The organism is uncultured Comamonas sp. (assembly GCF_964277875.1).
GTDB classification, from domain to species: Bacteria; Pseudomonadota; Gammaproteobacteria; order Burkholderiales; family Burkholderiaceae_C; genus Comamonas; species Comamonas sediminis.
On the sequence record NZ_CAXYJV010000009.1, the window covers coordinates 59,301 to 75,815 of the forward strand.

Here is a 16,515-nt window from a genome sequence, read left to right on the forward strand (position 1 = left end):
GGCGCGCTACGTCCCTGGGGCTCTCCAGAAAAAACATTCCCTTGTCCGACACGCCACTGACCCCTCCCCGCCCTGCCCCCACCCTGCTCTGCGCCGAGCTGCTGCAGGCCTACCAGCTGCGCCTGCGCATTGACCCGGCCCAGCTGGGGTTTGCCAGCACGGCCGAGCTGGTGCAGGAGCCCTTCTCCTGGATCGGCCAGCAGCGCGCGCAGGCGGCGGCCGAGTTTGGCCTGGCGATGGACCCGCCCGATTACCACCTGTTTGTGCTGGGCGAGGAAGGCAGTGGCCGCACATCGCTGCTGCGCCAGGCCATGCAGGCGGAGGCGCAACGCCGCCCCGCTGCGCAAGATATCGCCTTTGTGCACAACTTCGCCGTGCCCGAGCGCCCCCAGGCGCTGCGCCTGCCCGCCGGCCAGGGCCGCAGCCTGCGCCGCCGCATCGAGGCCATGGTGGACAAGCTGCCCGAGCAGCTTGACAAGGCCGTGCAGCAAGCGCAGCACCGCAGCCAGATCGAGCAGCTGTACAACCAGGCCCGCCAGGCGGAAGAAGCCGCCTTTGGCACGCTGCACGACTGGGCGCAGGGCGCCGGCCTGCGCATTCGCCGCGAGGAAGGCCAGCTGGTGGTGGATAGCCAGGACAACGCGCCTGGCGACCCCACCGGCCCGGATGCCGGCCCGCCTGCGGCGGGTGTGCAGCAAGAGCAGCCGCCTGTGCTGGAAAATGCCACCCCGCCCCAGGCAGATACCGAGGCCGACCCTGCACTGCTGCTGGCGCCCGGAGAAGGCGAGGACGCCGCAGAGGCCCCCAGCACTGCAGCACCCGCCGAAGACCTGGAATACCAGCTGCGCGTGCAGCTGGCACAGTTCCGGGGCCAGGTGCGGCAGGCACAGATGGCGCGCGATGCGGCGCTGAACCTGTTCTACCAATCCTTGGCCACGCCGCTCTGGCAAGCCGCATCGGCGCAGGTGCTCGATGGCCTGACCCCCAGCGCCGAGCATGCAGCCACGTTGCAGCGCTGGCTGTCGCAGATGCAGGCCGAGTGGCTCAAGAACATGGCGCTGTGGGTGCCGGGCAGCATTGCGCAGGATGCCGATGCGCTGCTCGACCAGACCGACAGCATCGAGGGCGAAGGCGAAAGCCAGGATGCGCGCGACGATGCCCGCGCCCTGCTGGAGGCCAAGCGCAAGGCGCTGCGCGCACTCAGCCAGCTCAACCTGATCGTCGACCACCATAGCGAGGCCCATGCCCCCGTGGTGCTGGAGGACCAGCCCAGCCTGCGCAACCTGTTTGGCACCATCGACCCGCCCGAGGAGGACGAGCGCCGCAGCGATTTCTCCTGCATCCGCGCGGGCAGCGTGCTGCGTGCCGATGGCGGCTTTTTGATGCTGCACCTGCGCGACCTTCTGGGCGACGAGGACAGCTGGCAGGCGCTGCGCCGGGTGCTGCGCACGCGCCAGCTGCGCATCGAGGATGCCCATGCCGCGCAAGGCCCCAGCAGCAGTGGCGCGATGCTGCCCGAGCTGCTGCCGCTGAACTTCAAGCTGGTGCTGGTTGGCTCCGAAGAGGCCTACTACCAGCTGCAGGAGAGCGACCCCGACATGGCGCGGCGTTTTCGGGTCAAGGTCGATTTTGCCGAGCAGTTCAAGGCCTCGGCCGCCACCTACCGCGCCACCGCTGCACTGATGGCGCAGCGCTGCAAGCTCTACCAGATGCCGCATTGCGACGCCGGTGCGGTCGCCCGGCTGCTGGAGCAATCCCACCGCGAGGCCGATGACCAGCAGCGCCAAAGCGGCCGCTTGAACCAGCTCGAAGCCTTGCTGCTGGAGAGCGCGCAGCGCGCCCGGCGCTCAGGGCAGGACCGTCTGGTGCAGGCCGCCGATGTGGAAGCCGCGCTGGCCGCGCAGCGCCTGCGCCACAACGCGATGGAGCAGGACCTGCATGCGGCGGTCAGCGACGGCGAGCACCTGATCTCCTTTGCCGGCAGCCAGGTCGGCCAGATCAATGGCATGTCGCAGATCGACACCGGCGACCACCGTTTTGGCCTGCCGGTGCGCATCAGCGCGCGCACCCATGCCGGCCAGGAAGGGGTGATGAACATCGAGCGCGAGGTGGCCATGTCCGGACCCATCCACGACAAGGGTGTGCTGATTCTGCAAGGCTATCTGACGGCCCTGTTTGGCCATCTGGCGCCACTCGCGCTCAATGCCTCGGTCGTGTTCGAGCAGGAATACAGTGGTGTCGAAGGTGACTCGGCCAGCTGCGCCGAGCTCTATGCGCTGCTGTCATCGCTGTCGGGCCTGCCGCTGCGCCAGAGCATTGCCGTCACCGGCGCGCTCAACCAGCATGGCGAGGTACTGCCCGTGGGCGGCCTCAATGAAAAGATCGAAGGCTGGTTTGACCTCTGCGCCGAGCAAGGCCTGGATGGCAGCCACGGCGTGCTGATCCCCGCACGCAACCAGCGCCATCTGATGCTGGCCGAGCGGGTGGTACAGGCGGTGGAGGCCGGGCAGTTCCATGTCTACACGGCCGCGCATGTGGGCCAGGGCCTGGCGCTGTTGATGGACCAGTGCGACCTGCCCGCGAGCGCCCCGCATCCGATGCCCGAGGCTCAGCGCCTGCCGCTTGCGCTGGTGCAGGCGGCCGAGGCCAGCCTGCTGCAATACCGCCTGGCCTGCCAGCGTGCCGACGCTGTGCGGCCCCGTGCGCAGCGTTCCCGCCAGCGGCTGCTGCCCAAGCCGGCCAAGCGCCCGCCGCTGGATTAAAGGCGGAGGGCGAAAGGCAGAAAGCCTCGATCAGGCTTCGTCGGGGACCGGCAGATCCTGCGACGACGCTGCCGCCAGCTGCAGGCGCAGCTGGGCGTTTTCCAGTTCCAGCTCCTGCACGCGGGCGCGCAGGTCGCTGATCTGCTGCTGGGCCTTGTCCAGCGCGGCATCGACCGCTTCGGCGCCATGCGCGGCCGAGGGTGCGCTGGCCGGTTCCTGGGCTTCGGGGGCCTCCTCCTTGGGCTTGCGCTTGGCCTCGCGCACCTGCTTGACCACCTGCTTCAAGCCATCCTTGCCGCCTTGGGCAGCGGCCTGCTGCTCGTCATGCGGCAGGCTGGCCACCACGGCGGCAGCATTGATGGAGATATCGCCGGCCTTCAAGGCCTCGACCAGCGCCGGCGCGGCGCTTTTCTGGATCTTCTCAATCTGTGCCACCTGGCTGCTCGACAGCCGGGCCGCCTTGGCAATGGCCTCGCGGGTGGCTACCTTTTCCAGCTCGGCAGCATCGACCGGCGAGAAAGCCTCGTCGGCGTTGCTGACCGCAGGCGCCTCGCCTTCGGCCGGCTGTGCAGCCACCGGGTGGGCCTTCTCCAGCTTGCGGTGCTCCAGAATCTCGCGCTTGCGCAGCGCCAGCACGCCACGCTGAAAATCCGAGACGCTGCGCCGCCCCAGGTGCTGGTCGATCATCCACAGGTAGACATCCTCCATTGACTGGAACTGGGTGTTCTGCACCGTGTTGAAGGGCAGGCCATGCTTTTGGCAGATGCCGTAGCGGTTGTGGCCGTCGACCAGCACATTGCCCCAGAGCACCAGCGCATCGCGGCAGCCTTCGGCCAGAATGCTGCGCTCCAGCGAGGCATGCTCGTCAGGGGTCAGCGGGTCGATGTAGGCCTTGAGTTCTTCGTTGACAACAATATCCATAATGCAGCGCGGCGGCAGGTGCCGCCGTTGGGTAATCCTTCAAAAAGCTTGCGCCGATTGTAGAAGTGCGCAAAAGTGGCAGCCGCTTGACAAGGATTTGACAGCCATGAACAAGACCGAACTGCAGACTTTGGTGGCCGTGCTGCAAGCACGCTTTGAAACCCACATGCCGCGTCACCCCAATCTGGCATGGGCGCAGGTGCAGCAGCGCCTGGACAAGAACACGGCCGCCCACCAAGCGCTGGCCCAGATGGAGGCCACCGGCGGCGAGCCCGATGTCATCCTGCAGGACGCGAGCGGCCGGCTGCTGTTTGCCGATTGCGCCGCCGAAAGCCCCAGCGGCCGGCGCAGCCTCTGCTTTGACGAGCAGGCACTGGCCGCCCGCAAGGAAAACAAACCTGCCGGCAGCGCGCAGGGCATGGCCGATGCGATGGGTGTGCAATTGCTCGACGAGCAGCAGTACCGCCATCTGCAGACCCTGGGCGCGTTTGATTGCAAAACCTCCAGCTGGCTGGCCACGCCCCAGGAGATGCGCCGCCTTGGGGGCGCGCTGTTTGGCGACCGGCGCTATGAGCGCGTGTTCAGCTACCACAATGGCGTGCAGTCCTATTACGCGGCACGCGGCTTCCGCGCCGGGCTCTGGGTATAGGCAAACCAGGCAGGCAGCGCGGCCTTTATTCCCTCAGGGTATATAACCTTACCGCCATATATTCAATCTGCGCACAACCTGCTCGCAGACTGCAATCGCGGGACAATAGAGCCCATTGATTTGCCTCTACAAGCTATTGCCATGACAACCTTTCGCCATCTGGCTGTGGCCAGCGCCCTGTTGGCCAGCAGCTGGCTCACGGCAGCCCATGCCGCGCAACCGCTCTTGAGCCCGGCCGAACTGGCCAGCGCCCAGCAAGGCGCTGCTGCGCCTGTCGTCATCGATATCCGCGAGCCCAAGCTCTATGCCGAAGGCCATATCCCCGGCGCGCTTAATGCGCCCTATGGCAAGTGGCGCGGCCCGGCCACCAACCCCGGGGAGCTGCCCGATCTGCCCAAGCTCACGGCCTTGGTGCAGTCGCTGGGCCTGACCCCGGCCACGCATGCGGTGGTCGTATCCACTGGCGCCGATGCCACCGATTTTGGCGCGATGGCACGGGTCTACTGGAGCCTGAAGGTGCTGGGTCTGAAGGAGCTGTCCATCGTCAACGGGGGCATGAAGACCTGGGTGGCCGACGGCAAGCCCGTCAGCACCGAGGCGCCCCAGGTGCAGGCCAGCAGCTATCAGCCCGTGCTGGACGAGAGCCTGATCGCCACGCGCGACCAGGTGCGCTCCCATGTGGATCTGAGCAATGCCGCGCTGGTCGATTCCCGCCCCGATGCCTTCTACCAGGGCAAGACCCGGGCGCCAGCGGCCAAGCTCTCGGGCACCCTGCCAGGCGCGCAGCAGCTGGATTTCAACCAGTGGTTTGTCAAGGGCACGGCCCAGTTTGTCGACCCGGCCACCGCCCGGCAGATCGCCGAGAAGGTCAGCCGCAAGGACGGCCAGGACACCGTCGCCTTTTGCAATACCGGCCACTGGGCCGCCACCGACTGGTTTGGCCTGAGCGAGATGGCCGGCCTGCCCAACGTCAAGCTGTACGCCGGCTCGATGGTGGACTGGACCCAGCAGCCCGGTGCCCCGGCGATGGAGAACCAGCCCGGGCGCGCCGAATCGCTGGCCTATGACGCCAAGCAATGGTGGCAGCGCAAGTTCAAGTAAGCCTGACCCGGTGCTTCGGCTGCCAGCACTCCCGCAAAGGTGCTGGCAGCTTTTTGTTGTATTGACTCTCAACGGTGATCGTGATGAAACGACTTCCCCTGTCGATCCTGATGGCGGCCTTTTTTGGCTGGCTGCTGTGGTCGGTATCGCTGCGCCAGGCGGCGCTGTTCCTGGTCGGTATCGGCCTGGGTGCCATCCTGGCCGGCCAGCGCTTTGGCTTTACCACCGGCTGGCGCATGCTGGTCGAGGACAAGGACCCGCGCGGCGTGTTTGGCCAGTTGCTGCTGCTGGCGCTGGCCGCCGCCATGGCCATGCCGCTGCTGGGCCACTACCCTGAGCTGACGGCCGCGCTGGGCCCGCCCAGCATCAGCCTGCTGGTGGGGGCCTTTGTGTTTGGCCTGTGCATGCAGATTGCCGATGGCTGCGGCAGCGGCACCTTGTACAAGGCGGGCATGGGCATCCCGATGAACACGGCCATCCTGCCGATGTTTGCCATCGGCAGCTTTCTGGGATCGCTGCACCTGGGCTGGTGGCTGGACCTGGGCCGCATGCCGGCCGTGGGCCTGGTCAGCACCTGGGGCTGGCTGCCTGCGCTGCTTGCCACCTTGGCAGCGCTGGCCGTCATCGGCTTTGCGGTCCAGGCCTATTGCGCCAGGGCTCATGCGGCGCAGCAGCGCAGCATGCCCGGCCTGTGGCAGCGCAAATGGGTGATGGGCGCGATCGGCCTGGCCATCTTCGCGACCCTGAACCTGGTGATTGCCGGCCAGCCATGGGGCGTCGTCTATGGCTTTGGCCTCTGGGCCGCCAAGGTCGCCAATGGCACCGGCATCGTGGACCTGGCAGGCAACTGGTTCTGGAGCCAGCCGGGCAATGCCCAGCGTCTGCACGAGACCGTGCTGCTGGACATCACCAGCATCACCAACATCGGCATTCTGGCCGGTGCGCTGTGGATGGCAGCTGGCAAGCCCGCCGCCGCCAAGGCGCTGACCGGCACGCAGTGGCTGGTGGCCCTGACCGCCGGCCTGGTGCTGGGCTATAGCTCGCGCCTGGCCTTCGGCTGCAATGTCGGCGCGATGCTTTCGGGCATCAGCACCGGCAGCATCCATGGCTGGATCTGGGTGCCGCTGGCCTTTGCCGGCACGATCTTCGGGCTGCGCATTCGCCGCCATTTTGGTTTTTAAGCACAGGAGCCGTATATGAACACCACCGTTTTGCGCAGCACGTTCTGGGTGCTGCTGGTCGCCTTCATCGCCTGGGATTATGTGCACAGCCAGCCCGTTGACCTGCGCTACGAGGCCCCGTTGATCGCAGCGGGCTCTGGCCAGCACGCCAGCGGCGGCCACTGCTCGATGCCCGACTGAGTGCGCCCGGGGCGCGTCATGGCTTTGTCATGAAAAAGTCACGATAGCGGCCAAAAATACCGGGTTTGGCGAGGGGCTACCGCCCGTCCCCGGAGTGCTATCTTGAACGAACCCCTGCCGCGGGAGCCCGACCCGCTCCCGCTGGTCTCCCCCCACGACAACAGCGGCCTGATCTGGGGCTATGCCCTCGACGGCCATGGCCCCGCCACCGCGCTGAATGCCGGGCAAGCGCAGGCCTGGCTGGCCGCGCCGCCCAGCAGCACGGGCTTTATCTGGCTGCATTTCAACCTCTCCCATGCCCACTGCCTGCGCTGGCTGCAGCAGTATGCGGCGCTCGATGAGCAGTACTTCGAGGCGCTGCGCGATGGCCTGGCCTCGACCCGTATCGAGCGCATGGATGATGCGCTGCTCGCCGTCATCAACGACATCGATTTCGACTTCCAGTTCGAGTCCAGCGACATCCACACGATGTGGATCCAGGCCTCGCCCCAGTGGGTGATATCGGCGCGCACCCACCCGCTGCGCTCGGTCGATGCGCTGCGCCAGCAGATTCGCCAGGGTGACACGCCCGGCTCCAGCCCGCAGCTGCTGGAGCGCCTGTTGCGCGCCCAGGCCGATGTGCTGGTGCGCATCGTGCGCGATGTGACCCACCGCGTTGACCAGATCGAAGACACCATGCTGAGCGGGCGCACGCGCATGCAGCCGCGCCAGCTGGGCGCCCTGCGCCGCCTGCTGGTGCGGCTGAAGCGTTTGCTGGCGCCTGAGCCATCAGCCATGTTCCGCCTGCTGCAGACGCCGCCGCAGTGGATGCGCGACGAAGACCTGCATGCGCTGCGCGCCGCCAGCGAAGAGTTCTCTGTCTTCCTGCGCGACATGCAGTCGCTCGAAGAGCGCATCAAGCTCTTGCAGGAAGAGATTGCCGCCGGCATCAACGAGGACACCAACCGCTCGCTCTACACCTTGACGATGATCACCGTGCTGGCCCTGCCGGTGAACATGATGGCCGGTCTGTTCGGCATGAACGTAGGCGGCATTCCGCTCAGCCAGGATCCGCTGGGCTTTTGGCTGCTGGTCGGCGTGATCGTGCTGTTCTCGCTGATCGCCGCTTGGTGGCTGCGCAGCAAGCGGCGCAATCCACCGGCCTGAGTCGGTGGCAAAAAGACATTGAAAACCCATATCTGATTATTTTTTTGTAAAATGGAAGGCTTGGGTGTCGTCACATAGGGTGTAGCGGCAGGTTGTGAGCGAAGGTCGGGCCGCCTCGCTGGAACCCTGTTGCCTGCACACTTTTGCCTGCGGCCGCTGCCACCCACGTGCACGCCCGGCCGCCTGCAAACGCTTGCATGCTTCGCATCGGAGCACCTTCATGTTTGCGATCGAGCACCTGGCCGCTGGCATCTTTGCCATCGCGCTGGCCCACACCTTTCTTGCCAAGCAATTCGAGCGCCTGTCGCACCGCTACCCGCGCCACGCGGGTGTCTTCCATCTGCTGGGCGAGGTCGAGATCGTCTTCGGCTTCTGGGCCATGGTGCTGATCGGTGTCATGGCCTTTGCCAGCGGGCCATCCCAGGCCATTGACTACGCCGAGTCGCGCAATTACACCGAACCCCTGTTCGTCTTTGTCGTCATGGTGATGGCGGCGTCCCGCCCCATCGTGTCGACGGTGCAGCGCAGCTTGGCCGCACTGGCCAGTGCCACGCCGCTGCCCACCGCCCTGAGCCTGGCCTGGCTGGGCCTGGCCGCCGTGCCGCTGATGGGCTCGCTGATCACCGAGCCAGCAGCGATGACCATTGCCGCACTGACCCTGGCCCCGCTGGTCTTTACCCCGCGCATGCCCACCCGCCTCAAGTACCTGGCGCTGGGCGTGCTCTTCGTCAACATCTCGATTGGCGGCACGCTCACCTCTTATGCCGCCCCGCCGGTGCTGATGGTGGCGGCCACCTGGGGCTGGGACAGCGCCTTCATGCTGAGCCAGTTTGGCTGGAAAGCGGTGATTGCCGTGCTGGTCAACGCCAGCATTGCCGCCTGGTGCATGCGCGGCCATCTGGCAGCAGCACCGCCCAGCGACGATGCGCAGCCGGCTATGCCGCTGGGTGTGGTGGCCGTGCATGCGGCCCTGCTGGCGGCGGTGGTGGTGCTGGCCCACCACCCGGTGCTGTTCCTGGGCGTGTTTCTGCTGTTTCTGGGCTACACCCATGCCTATGCCAAATACCAAAGCCCGCTGATCCTCAAGGAGGCACTGCTGGTGGGCTTTTTCCTGGCCGGCCTGGTGGTGCTCGGAGGCCTGCAAAGCTGGTGGCTGCAGCCACTGGTGGCCAGCATGGCACCGCTGGTGCTGTTCTTTGGGGCGCTGGGGCTGACCGCTATCACCGACAACGCGGCGCTGACCTACCTGGGCTCGCAGATCGAAGGCATGAGCGACGCGGCCAAGTACATGCTGATGGCCGGTGCCGTCGCCGGTGGCGGCCTGACGGTGATTGCCAATGCGCCCAACCCCGCCGGTGTGGCCCTGCTCAAGCACGGCTTCAGCAACGCCACCATCAGCATTGGCGGCCTGTTGCTGGGCGCCTTGCTGCCCACGGCCATTGCAGCACTAGCTTTTCTCTGCCTGTAAAACCCGGCCTTGAAAGCTGTCACGCAGGCGCAGCGCTGCTGCCCTGCACCCGGTAGCCCGCATCGACCCAGGCATCGATACCGCCCAGCAGCGGCCGCACCCGCTGGATGCCGGCACGGCGCAGCAACTGGGCCATGCGGGCAGCCGATACCTCATTGGGGCAGGCGCAGTAGATGATCACCGAGGCCTCGGGGTCGATGGCCGGCAGCCGCGCGCCCTTGTCATGCGGGTCATAGGAATGCGCGCCGGGGATGTGCGATGCCTCGAACGCCGTGCCGGCACGCACATCGAGGATGACGGGCAGTTCATCGCCGCTCAGCATGTCATTGAGCTCATCGACGGTGAGCCGCTCCATCCGCAGCGAGCGGATCACCTGGCGGCGGCTCCACCAGCGGCGCGCAATGAAGATGGCAAACACGAGGCCCAGCAGCAGCAAACCCCACTGGCCCAGCTGCGCGAGCACGGCCAACAGGTCCTCGACTGTGGAACTGAACAGCCCCCCCAGCAGCACGGCCGAGCCCACCCAGAGCAAGGCGCCCAGGCCATCGAACAGCACAAAGCGGCTCGGCGTGGTGCCTACAGCGCCGGCCAGCGCGCTGGCAATCGACGCAAAGCCGGGCACAAACTTGGCGATCAGCAGCGACTTGGCGCCCCAGCGGCCGTAGAGCGATTCGGTGTTCTGCACGCAGGAATCGGGCGACAGCGAAATCTTGCAGACCCGGGCCAGCACCCGCCTGCCGTAGCGCTGCCCCATCGCATACCAGACGCCATCTGCGATCAACGCCGCCAACACCGCCACCGCGATCAGCAGCAACTGCTGCGACAGCGAACCGCCGTGGATGGCACCGGTGACCATCAGCACCGGATACGCGGGAATAGGCGCGCCCAACTGCTCGATCAGCACATTGAGAAAGACGATGCCAACACCGTATTCGCGCACCAGGGCAACAATGAAATCCATGAACGCAGGCCGTTTCCACGCTGCCTTGGCAGCACCAGTTGGTAATCTTCAAATGGTAGGCCATGGCACCGCCACTGCCTAGCCCGCAAATGGGCAATACAGTGTTGCAGCACGGGAACGACGCGCATGGCAAAGGCATAAAAAAGGCACCCCGCAGGGTGCCAAGAGAAGGACCGGTTGAGGTGCCGGGCATCAGGCCGCTGCAGCTTGCAGCGCCTTTTTGTTGCCCATCCACTTCAAAACCCGGGGGACGATCAGCACCGCCAGCACGATGATGATCAAGGTCAGCGACATCGGGCGCTGCAGGAAGATGGTCCAGCTGCCCTCGCCAATGGCGACCGCGTTGCGCATCTGGGCCTCGGCCAGGGGGCCCAGGATCATGCCCACCACGACGGGGGCGGTGGGGAAGTCAAAGCGCCGCATCACCACGCCCAGCACGCCAATGCCCAGCAGCAGGAACAGATCGAAGGTGCTCTGGCGCATGCCATAAGCGCCAACAGTGGCGAAAATCAGGATGCCGGCATAGAGCTGCGGCTTGGGGATCTTCAGCAGCTTGACCCACATGCCGACCATCGGCAGGTTCAGCACCAGCAGCATCACATTGCCGATGTAGAGCGAGGCAATCAGCGCCCACACCAGCGCTGCCGAGCTGGTGAACAGCTGGGGGCCGGGGTTGATGCCGTAGTTCTGGAACGCACCCAGCAGCACCGCCGTGGTGTTGCTGGTGGGAATGCCCAGGGTCAGCAGCGGGATCAGCGCCGCCGTCACCGTCGCATTGTTGGCCGCTTCGGGGCCGGCCACGCCTTCGATAGCGCCCGAGGTGCCGAACTCGGCCTTGTCATCGCCCTTGGCCAGTTTCTTCTCGGCCGCATAGCTCAGAAAGGTCGGGATCTCGGTGCCGCCCGCAGGGATACAGCCAAACGGCGTGCCGATGACCGTGCCACGGATCCAGGCAGGTACCGAGCGCTTCCAGTCGCGGCGCGTCATGTGCACGCGGCCCATTTTGTTTTGCGTATCGCGGGTCTTGGCTTCGTAGAGCGCAAAGTACAGCACCTCGGCCACCGCAAACAGGCCCACGGCGACCAGCACGATGTCGATGCCATCGAGCAGTTCGGGCTTGCCCATCGTGTAGCGCGCGGCGCCGGTGATCTGGTCCATGCCGATGCAACCCACGGCCAGGCCCAGGAACAAGGCGGTCAATCCGCGCAGGCTGCTCTTGCCCAGCACCGCACTGACGGTGGTGAAGGCCAGCACCATCAGCATGAAGTACTCGGGCGGGCCCAGGCGCACCGCAAACTCGGCCACGGTGGGCGCAAACAAGGTCACCACCACGGTCGCAATCGTGCCGGCCACAAAGGAGCCGATGGCCGAGGTCGCCAGCGCCGCACCGGCGCGGCCGCTCTTAGCCATCTTGTTGCCCTCCATCGCCGTCACCATGCTCGCCGTCTCACCGGGGGTGTTGAGCAGGATCGAGGTGGTCGAGCCGCCATACATGGCGCCGTAGTAGATGCCGGCAAAGAAGATCATCGAGGCGGTCACCTCGACCTTGGCCGTGATCGGCAGCAGCATCGCTACCGCCACCGCAGGGCCAATGCCGGGCAGCACGCCCACGGCCGTGCCCAACGCGCAGCCCACCAGGGCCCAGAGCAGGTTCACCGGCGTGGCCGCCGTCATGAAGCCTTGAATCAGTGCATTGAAAATTTCCATCACAGCCACCCTGTCTCGGTCAGTCCGGGCAAGTTGATTGCCAGGAATTGGGTAAAGGCCCAGAACACGGGCGCAGAAATCAGCAGACCCGTCACCAGGTCCTTGCCCATGGTCTTGAACGAGCCCGCCTGCGTTTGGCCGGTTGCGCGGCGCAGGCCTTGCGTGGCCAGCACATAGCACAGGCTGCAGCTGAGGATGAAGCCCAACGTAGTGATCAGCGCCGCGCTGCTGATCAGCCCTGCGCAGACCCAGGTGAGCGCGCCCCAGTCACCATGCTGGGCGCCATCGGGGGCATCGAGGTGGTGGAAGCCGCCGGTCAGCGCCTCCCAGCACAGCCAGATGCCGCACAGGCCCAGCACGCTGGCAGACAGCCAGGGCAGAAAATCAGGCCCCACGCCGCTGTAGCCCGCTTGCGAGGGGATGTGCAATGCCCCCCAGGACAGCAGCCCGGCAATCACCAGGACCGCTATGCCGACCAGCAGCTGCGAGGTGGTGCGCGGCGTGTGCGCATGCTCGAAAGCCTCCGGCGCAGGCGCGGCGGCGCTGTTGGCGCCGGGCCCCGAAGAATCTGCGGTGTTGCTCATATCGAAACTCCTGAAAAGATGACGGCGCCTCCCTCATGCCACCGATCAGGCGGCAACAGCCCAGCCGGGCACCGGGCCAGGCCGGTTCCTTAGACAAATGACAAAGGGGGTGCGCAATGCGCAGCGCATGGCCGCCAAGGGCCATGCCGGCTGCGCTTAGACCATGCCTGCGCGGGTCATGGTGTCCTTGAGATTGGCGAACTCGGCCGTGACGAACTGGCTGAAGGCATCGCCGGCGAGCCATGCCGAGGTCCAGTCGTTCTTCTTCATCGACTCGGCCCAGCTGGCGCTCTTGGTGGCTTTTTCCAGCATCGCGATCAGCTGCGCGCGCTGGTCAGCCGAAATGCCGGGCGCGCCATAGACGCCGCGCCAGTTGCCGATTTCCACATCAATGCCCTGCTCCTTGAGCGTGGGCACGGTCGAGCCTTCCAGGCGCTGGGCCGAGGTGACGGCGATCGGGCGCATCTTGCCGGTGGCGATGTACTCGGCAAACTCGCTGAAGCCGCTGCCGCCGATGGTGACATTGCCACCCAGCACGGCAGCAATCGCCTCACCGCCGCCCCGGAAGGCGACATAGTTGATCTTGGCCGGGTCCACACCCACGGCACGGGCAATCATCGCCGCAGCAATGTGCTCGGTCGAGCCGCGCGAGCCGCCGCCCCACTTGATCGAGCCAGGGTCCTTCTTGAGCTGGGCGACCACTTCGGCCATGCTCTTGTAGGGCGAGTTGGCGGGCAGCACGAAGACGTTGTATTCGCTGGTCAGGCGCGCCAGCGGCGTGGCCTGGTTCAGGTCCACCGGTGGCTTGCCGGTGATGATGCCGCCCAGCATGACGGCGCCCATGACCATCATCGCGTTCGGATCGCCCTTGCTGCCATTGACGAACTGCGCCAGGCCGATGGCGCCTGCGGCGCCGCCCTTGTTGTCATAGGTCACAGTGCCAGCGACGCCGGCATCCTGCAACGCCTTGCCCAGCGCACGGCCGGTCGTATCCCAGCCGCCACCGGGGTTGGCCGGCAGCAGCATCTTGACATTGGTGGCAGCAAAGGCCTGCATCGGCAGGCTGCCGGCAGCGGCCAGCGCAAGCATGGATTTGAGGAATGCATCACGGCGCATGGTTGTCTCCTGATCGTGTTGTTAGTGCCTGAATCATCGCGGCCCTAGCTGTCAAATGGCTGTCAGCCAGGCGGTCCAGAGCTAGGGAAAACACCGAGTCTGGAGGCGCCGAGGAATTGGTGCACACTCCCGCCATGCACCTCTTGCTGATCGAAGACGACCCCACGATGCAGACCACCTTGCAGCGCACCTTGCGCCGGCGGGGCATGGAGGTCACGCCCATCACCGATGGCGGTGCGGCGCTGCCAGCCTGGCGCAAGCTCGAGCCCGATGTGGTGGTGCTGGACCTGAGCCTGCCGACGATGGACGGGCTGGAGATCATTGCCCAGGCGCGCAGCGAAGGCCTGGCCGCCCCCACCCTGATCCTGACTGCGCGTGGCACCGTCGGCGACCGCATTCTGGGCCTGAACTCGGGCGCCGATGACTACCTGGCCAAGCCCTTTGACCTGGACGAGCTGGAAGCGCGCATCCGCGCGCTGGTGCGGCGCGCACAACCCTTGGTGGCCGAGCCAGCAGCACCGGCTGTGGCGCCCGGCATGGCGCTGCGCTATGACAAGGCGTCCGAATCGTTTTACTGGCGCGGCAAGCTGTTTGAACTGACGCCGCGCGAGGTGGCTTTTCTGCGCGTGCTGAGCCAGCCCATGGGCCAGGCGGTGACCAAGGAGCGCTTGTTCAGCGCCGTCTTTGCGGGCGAGACCGATGTGCAGCTGGAGGCGGTCGAGGTAGTGGCCTACCGCCTGCGCAAAAAGCTGGCGCCCACCCATATGCAGCTGATGACGTTGCGCGGCCTGGGCTACCTGCTCAAGCCCGGTGCCGCCGATGGTGCCTGACAGCAGCAAGGCCCCGGGCCGGTCCCAGCCGCCGCGCATCCGCTCGCTGCGCCGCAACCTGCTGCTGGGCATCTTGCTGCCCGTTGTGGTGTTCATCATCTACAACACCAGCAGCCTCTACCGGCAGTCGCTGCAGGCCATCAACACCGCTTACGACCGCAGCCTGCTGGCATCGGCCAAGGTGATTGGCGAGCAACTGACCGTCGCCGGTTACGACGACCTGGCGATTGTCGATTCGGCCGTGCCCTATTCGGCGCTGGAGGCCTTCGAGGCCGACAACCAGTCGCGGCTGTTCTACCGCGTCTCCAACATGAGCGGGGAGCTGATTGGCGGCTTTGCCGAGCTGCCGATCTGGCGCGGGCGCATCGCCCAGCAGCCACCCTACGCCGCGCTCGTTGATTTCTACAATGCCGAGTTCCGGGGCATGCCGGTGCGCATGGCCGCGCTGCTGCAGCCGGTGGCCAGCGCCACGGGCCGGGGCATGGCCTTGATCCAGGTGGCAGAGACCCTGGAGATCCGCGAATCGCTGGCCCGCGACATGCTCTGGGGCACCCTGGTGCAGCAGGCCTTGCTGTTTGGCTGCATTGCCGTTGTCGTGGTGGTGGTGGTGCGGCGCGCCACCTTGCCGATTCTGCAGCTGAGCGACCAGCTCAATGCGCGCAGCGACCATGCATTGCAGCCACTCAAAACCCCGGCCGCCACCCCTTCGGAAGTGCTGCCCCTGGTCGATGCTACCAACCGGGTGATGGCGCGGCTGTCGCACCTGGTGCAGCACCAGAAGCGCTTTGTGCGTGATGCCTCGCACCAGCTGCGCACGCCGCTGGCGGTGCTGAAGGTGCAGGTGCAGTCGGCCCAGCGCGGCGATGTGGAGCCCGAGCAGGCGCTCAGCGAGATCGCCGCCACCGTGGACCGCGCCACCTTGCTGGCCAACCAGATGCTGTCGCTCGCCAAGGTCGAGCAGCTGCACCAGTCCGAACACACGCAGACCGTCGACCTGACAGCCATCGTGCGGGACATGGTGATCGAGCTGTCTCCGCTGCTGGCCGACAAGAACCTGCAGTTCGAGCTGCAAAGCGATGAGGTGCTGCTGGCCGCCCACCCCTGGATGCTGCGCGAGCTGGTGCGCAACCTTTTGCACAATGCCATCCAGCACTCGCCACCCGATGCGCCACTGCTGCTGCAGCTGACGCAGCAAGGCCCGGCTGCCAGCTTGCGCATCAGCGACTGGGGCCCCGGGGTCAGCGCGGAGATGCAGGCGCGGCTGACCGAGCCCTTTGTCACCGGCAACCTGCGCGACGGCTCGGGCCTGGGCTTGGCGATCTGCCACTCCATCGTGACGGCGCTGGGCGCGCGCCTGTCGTTGCACAACCGCCTGCACCATGGCCATATCCAAGGTTTTGATGCTGTAGTAGAGTTCAAACCGAATGTCCAACCACCTGCCGAAGATGGCCCACACTGAGACCGACCAGACACCCACGATGCGCATCGACAAATGGCTGTGGTGCGCCCGCTTTTACAAGACCCGCGCCATTGCGGTCGAGGCCATCCACAAGGGCCATGTGAAGGTCAATGGCACCGTCGCCAAACCCTCCAAGGAAGTGCGGGCGCAGGACACGGTCGAGTTGCTGCAGGCGCAGACACCGCGCACCGTCGCCGTGCTGGGCATGGCCGCTACGCGCGGCCCCGCCCCGGTAGCCCAGCAGATGTACGAGGAGACCGCCGACAGCATCCGCCAGCGCGAAGTGCTCAGCGAGCAGCGCCGCCTGGCGCCCGAGCCTGCCAACAGCCTGCAGGCCGGCCGCCCCACGAAGAAAGACCGGCGCGACATGCAGGAGCTGCGCAGTTGGAACGACCGCTGGAGCGCGCAGTAAGCGTCTGCATCTGCAGCCTCTTCTGACCTATGCAATCC

The 16,515-nt window shown here is 66.2% G+C and carries 15 protein-coding genes; 10 read left to right on the forward strand and 5 right to left on the reverse strand.

Annotated elements, in window-relative coordinates; all coding sequences use genetic code 11:
* The first annotated feature begins 41 nt into the window (after positions 1 to 41).
* Positions 42 to 2,762, forward strand: coding sequence for an AAA family ATPase (locus tag ACHWUQ_RS04215; RefSeq protein ID WP_394680430.1), 2,721 nt, complete (start codon positions 42 to 44; stop codon positions 2,760 to 2,762).
* Between the two features lie 30 nt (positions 2,763 to 2,792).
* Here the strand turns inward: ACHWUQ_RS04215 and ACHWUQ_RS04220 are convergent, their stop codons facing one another.
* Positions 2,793 to 3,683: a plasmid replication/partition related protein gene (locus tag ACHWUQ_RS04220; RefSeq protein ID WP_239809125.1), complete on the reverse strand. Its 891-nt coding sequence runs from the start codon at positions 3,681 to 3,683 to the stop codon at positions 2,793 to 2,795.
* Positions 3,684 to 3,789: 106 nt separating this feature from the next.
* Here ACHWUQ_RS04220 and ACHWUQ_RS04225 point away from each other — a divergent pair, with 106 nt between their 5' ends.
* The 6 genes from ACHWUQ_RS04225 (at position 3,790) to ACHWUQ_RS04250 (ending at position 9,408) form a co-directional block, all read left to right on the forward strand.
* Positions 3,790 to 4,332 carry a DUF4256 domain-containing protein gene (locus tag ACHWUQ_RS04225; protein ID WP_312527764.1) on the forward strand — a complete coding sequence of 181 codons (543 nt, stop codon included), beginning with the start codon at positions 3,790 to 3,792 and terminating at the stop codon, positions 4,330 to 4,332.
* A 141-nt stretch (positions 4,333 to 4,473) separates the two neighbouring features.
* Positions 4,474 to 5,433, forward strand: a complete 960-nt coding sequence (locus ACHWUQ_RS04230; protein ID WP_312413245.1) for a rhodanese-like domain-containing protein — start codon at positions 4,474 to 4,476, stop codon at positions 5,431 to 5,433.
* Positions 5,434 to 5,516: 83 nt separating this feature from the next.
* A complete protein-coding gene (locus ACHWUQ_RS04235) occupies positions 5,517 to 6,614 on the forward strand; it encodes a YeeE/YedE thiosulfate transporter family protein (protein WP_394680431.1) in 1,098 nt (365 codons plus the stop codon).
* Between the two features lie 15 nt (positions 6,615 to 6,629).
* Positions 6,630 to 6,794, forward strand: coding sequence for a hypothetical protein (locus tag ACHWUQ_RS04240; protein WP_239809129.1), 165 nt, complete (start codon positions 6,630 to 6,632; stop codon positions 6,792 to 6,794).
* A 102-nt stretch (positions 6,795 to 6,896) separates the two neighbouring features.
* Positions 6,897 to 7,940, forward strand: a complete 1,044-nt coding sequence (locus ACHWUQ_RS04245; RefSeq protein ID WP_394680432.1) for a transporter — start codon at positions 6,897 to 6,899, stop codon at positions 7,938 to 7,940.
* A gap of 220 nt (positions 7,941 to 8,160) precedes the next feature.
* Positions 8,161 to 9,408: a putative Na+/H+ antiporter gene (locus tag ACHWUQ_RS04250; RefSeq protein WP_394680433.1), complete on the forward strand. Its 1,248-nt coding sequence runs from the start codon at positions 8,161 to 8,163 to the stop codon at positions 9,406 to 9,408.
* A 19-nt stretch (positions 9,409 to 9,427) separates the two neighbouring features.
* Here ACHWUQ_RS04250 and ACHWUQ_RS04255 read toward each other — a convergent pair whose 3' ends face one another.
* The 4 genes from ACHWUQ_RS04255 to ACHWUQ_RS04270 all read right to left on the reverse strand — a co-directional run bounded on the left by ACHWUQ_RS04255 (position 9,428) and on the right by ACHWUQ_RS04270 (position 13,776).
* The gene (locus tag ACHWUQ_RS04255) at positions 9,428 to 10,369 is read right to left on the reverse strand and encodes a rhodanese-like domain-containing protein (protein WP_394680434.1); all 942 of its coding nucleotides are present in this window, start codon (positions 10,367 to 10,369) and stop codon (positions 9,428 to 9,430) included.
* Positions 10,370 to 10,561: 192 nt separating this feature from the next.
* Positions 10,562 to 12,076 (reverse strand): tripartite tricarboxylate transporter permease, encoded by a 1,515-nt coding sequence (locus ACHWUQ_RS04260; RefSeq protein WP_313335384.1) that lies wholly within the window; start codon positions 12,074 to 12,076, stop codon positions 10,562 to 10,564.
* Positions 12,076 to 12,660 (reverse strand): tripartite tricarboxylate transporter TctB family protein, encoded by a 585-nt coding sequence (locus ACHWUQ_RS04265; protein WP_312527750.1) that lies wholly within the window; start codon positions 12,658 to 12,660, stop codon positions 12,076 to 12,078. Before ACHWUQ_RS04265 ends, ACHWUQ_RS04260 begins: the two co-directional genes overlap by 1 nt.
* A gap of 156 nt (positions 12,661 to 12,816) precedes the next feature.
* On the reverse strand, positions 12,817 to 13,776 hold the full coding sequence (locus ACHWUQ_RS04270; RefSeq protein ID WP_369460823.1) for a Bug family tripartite tricarboxylate transporter substrate binding protein: 960 nt from the start codon (positions 13,774 to 13,776) through the stop codon (positions 12,817 to 12,819).
* 134 nt (positions 13,777 to 13,910) lie between these two features.
* Between ACHWUQ_RS04270 and ACHWUQ_RS04275 the strand changes: the two genes are divergently transcribed.
* Genes ACHWUQ_RS04275 through ACHWUQ_RS04285 form a run of 3 tightly spaced genes read left to right on the forward strand, consistent with a single transcriptional unit; the run spans position 13,911 to position 16,477 of the window.
* Positions 13,911 to 14,606: a response regulator transcription factor gene (locus ACHWUQ_RS04275; protein WP_394680435.1), complete on the forward strand. Its 696-nt coding sequence runs from the start codon at positions 13,911 to 13,913 to the stop codon at positions 14,604 to 14,606.
* Complete coding sequence (locus ACHWUQ_RS04280) at positions 14,596 to 16,065, forward strand: sensor histidine kinase N-terminal domain-containing protein (protein WP_312527743.1); 1,470 nt, start codon at positions 14,596 to 14,598, stop codon at positions 16,063 to 16,065. Before ACHWUQ_RS04275 ends, ACHWUQ_RS04280 begins: the two co-directional genes overlap by 11 nt.
* On the forward strand, positions 16,052 to 16,477 hold the full coding sequence (locus ACHWUQ_RS04285; protein ID WP_239809138.1) for an RNA-binding S4 domain-containing protein: 426 nt from the start codon (positions 16,052 to 16,054) through the stop codon (positions 16,475 to 16,477). The genes ACHWUQ_RS04280 and ACHWUQ_RS04285 overlap by 14 nt, the downstream gene beginning before the upstream one ends.
* Positions 16,478 to 16,515 lie beyond the last annotated feature (38 nt).

What these genes read in the sequence shown, in the direction of transcription:
- ACHWUQ_RS04220 (WP_239809125.1), bottom strand. Translation starts at nt 3,683, where the DNA reads ATGGATATTGTTGTCAACGAAGAACTCAAGGCCTACATCGACCCGCTG.
- ACHWUQ_RS04225 (WP_312527764.1), top strand. Translation starts at nt 3,790, where the DNA reads ATGAACAAGACCGAACTGCAGACTTTGGTGGCCGTGCTGCAAGCACGC.
- ACHWUQ_RS04230 (WP_312413245.1), top strand. Translation starts at nt 4,474, where the DNA reads ATGACAACCTTTCGCCATCTGGCTGTGGCCAGCGCCCTGTTGGCCAGC.
- ACHWUQ_RS04235 (WP_394680431.1), top strand. Translation starts at nt 5,517, where the DNA reads ATGAAACGACTTCCCCTGTCGATCCTGATGGCGGCCTTTTTTGGCTGG.
- ACHWUQ_RS04240 (WP_239809129.1), top strand. Translation starts at nt 6,630, where the DNA reads ATGAACACCACCGTTTTGCGCAGCACGTTCTGGGTGCTGCTGGTCGCC.
- ACHWUQ_RS04250 (WP_394680433.1), top strand. Translation starts at nt 8,161, where the DNA reads ATGTTTGCGATCGAGCACCTGGCCGCTGGCATCTTTGCCATCGCGCTG.
- ACHWUQ_RS04255 (WP_394680434.1), bottom strand. Translation starts at nt 10,369, where the DNA reads ATGGATTTCATTGTTGCCCTGGTGCGCGAATACGGTGTTGGCATCGTC.
- ACHWUQ_RS04260 (WP_313335384.1), bottom strand. Translation starts at nt 12,076, where the DNA reads ATGGAAATTTTCAATGCACTGATTCAAGGCTTCATGACGGCGGCCACG.
- ACHWUQ_RS04265 (WP_312527750.1), bottom strand. Translation starts at nt 12,660, where the DNA reads ATGAGCAACACCGCAGATTCTTCGGGGCCCGGCGCCAACAGCGCCGCC.
- ACHWUQ_RS04270 (WP_369460823.1), bottom strand. Translation starts at nt 13,776, where the DNA reads ATGCGCCGTGATGCATTCCTCAAATCCATGCTTGCGCTGGCCGCTGCC.
- ACHWUQ_RS04275 (WP_394680435.1), top strand. Translation starts at nt 13,911, where the DNA reads ATGCACCTCTTGCTGATCGAAGACGACCCCACGATGCAGACCACCTTG.
- ACHWUQ_RS04280 (WP_312527743.1), top strand. Translation starts at nt 14,596, where the DNA reads ATGGTGCCTGACAGCAGCAAGGCCCCGGGCCGGTCCCAGCCGCCGCGC.
- ACHWUQ_RS04285 (WP_239809138.1), top strand. Translation starts at nt 16,052, where the DNA reads ATGGCCCACACTGAGACCGACCAGACACCCACGATGCGCATCGACAAA.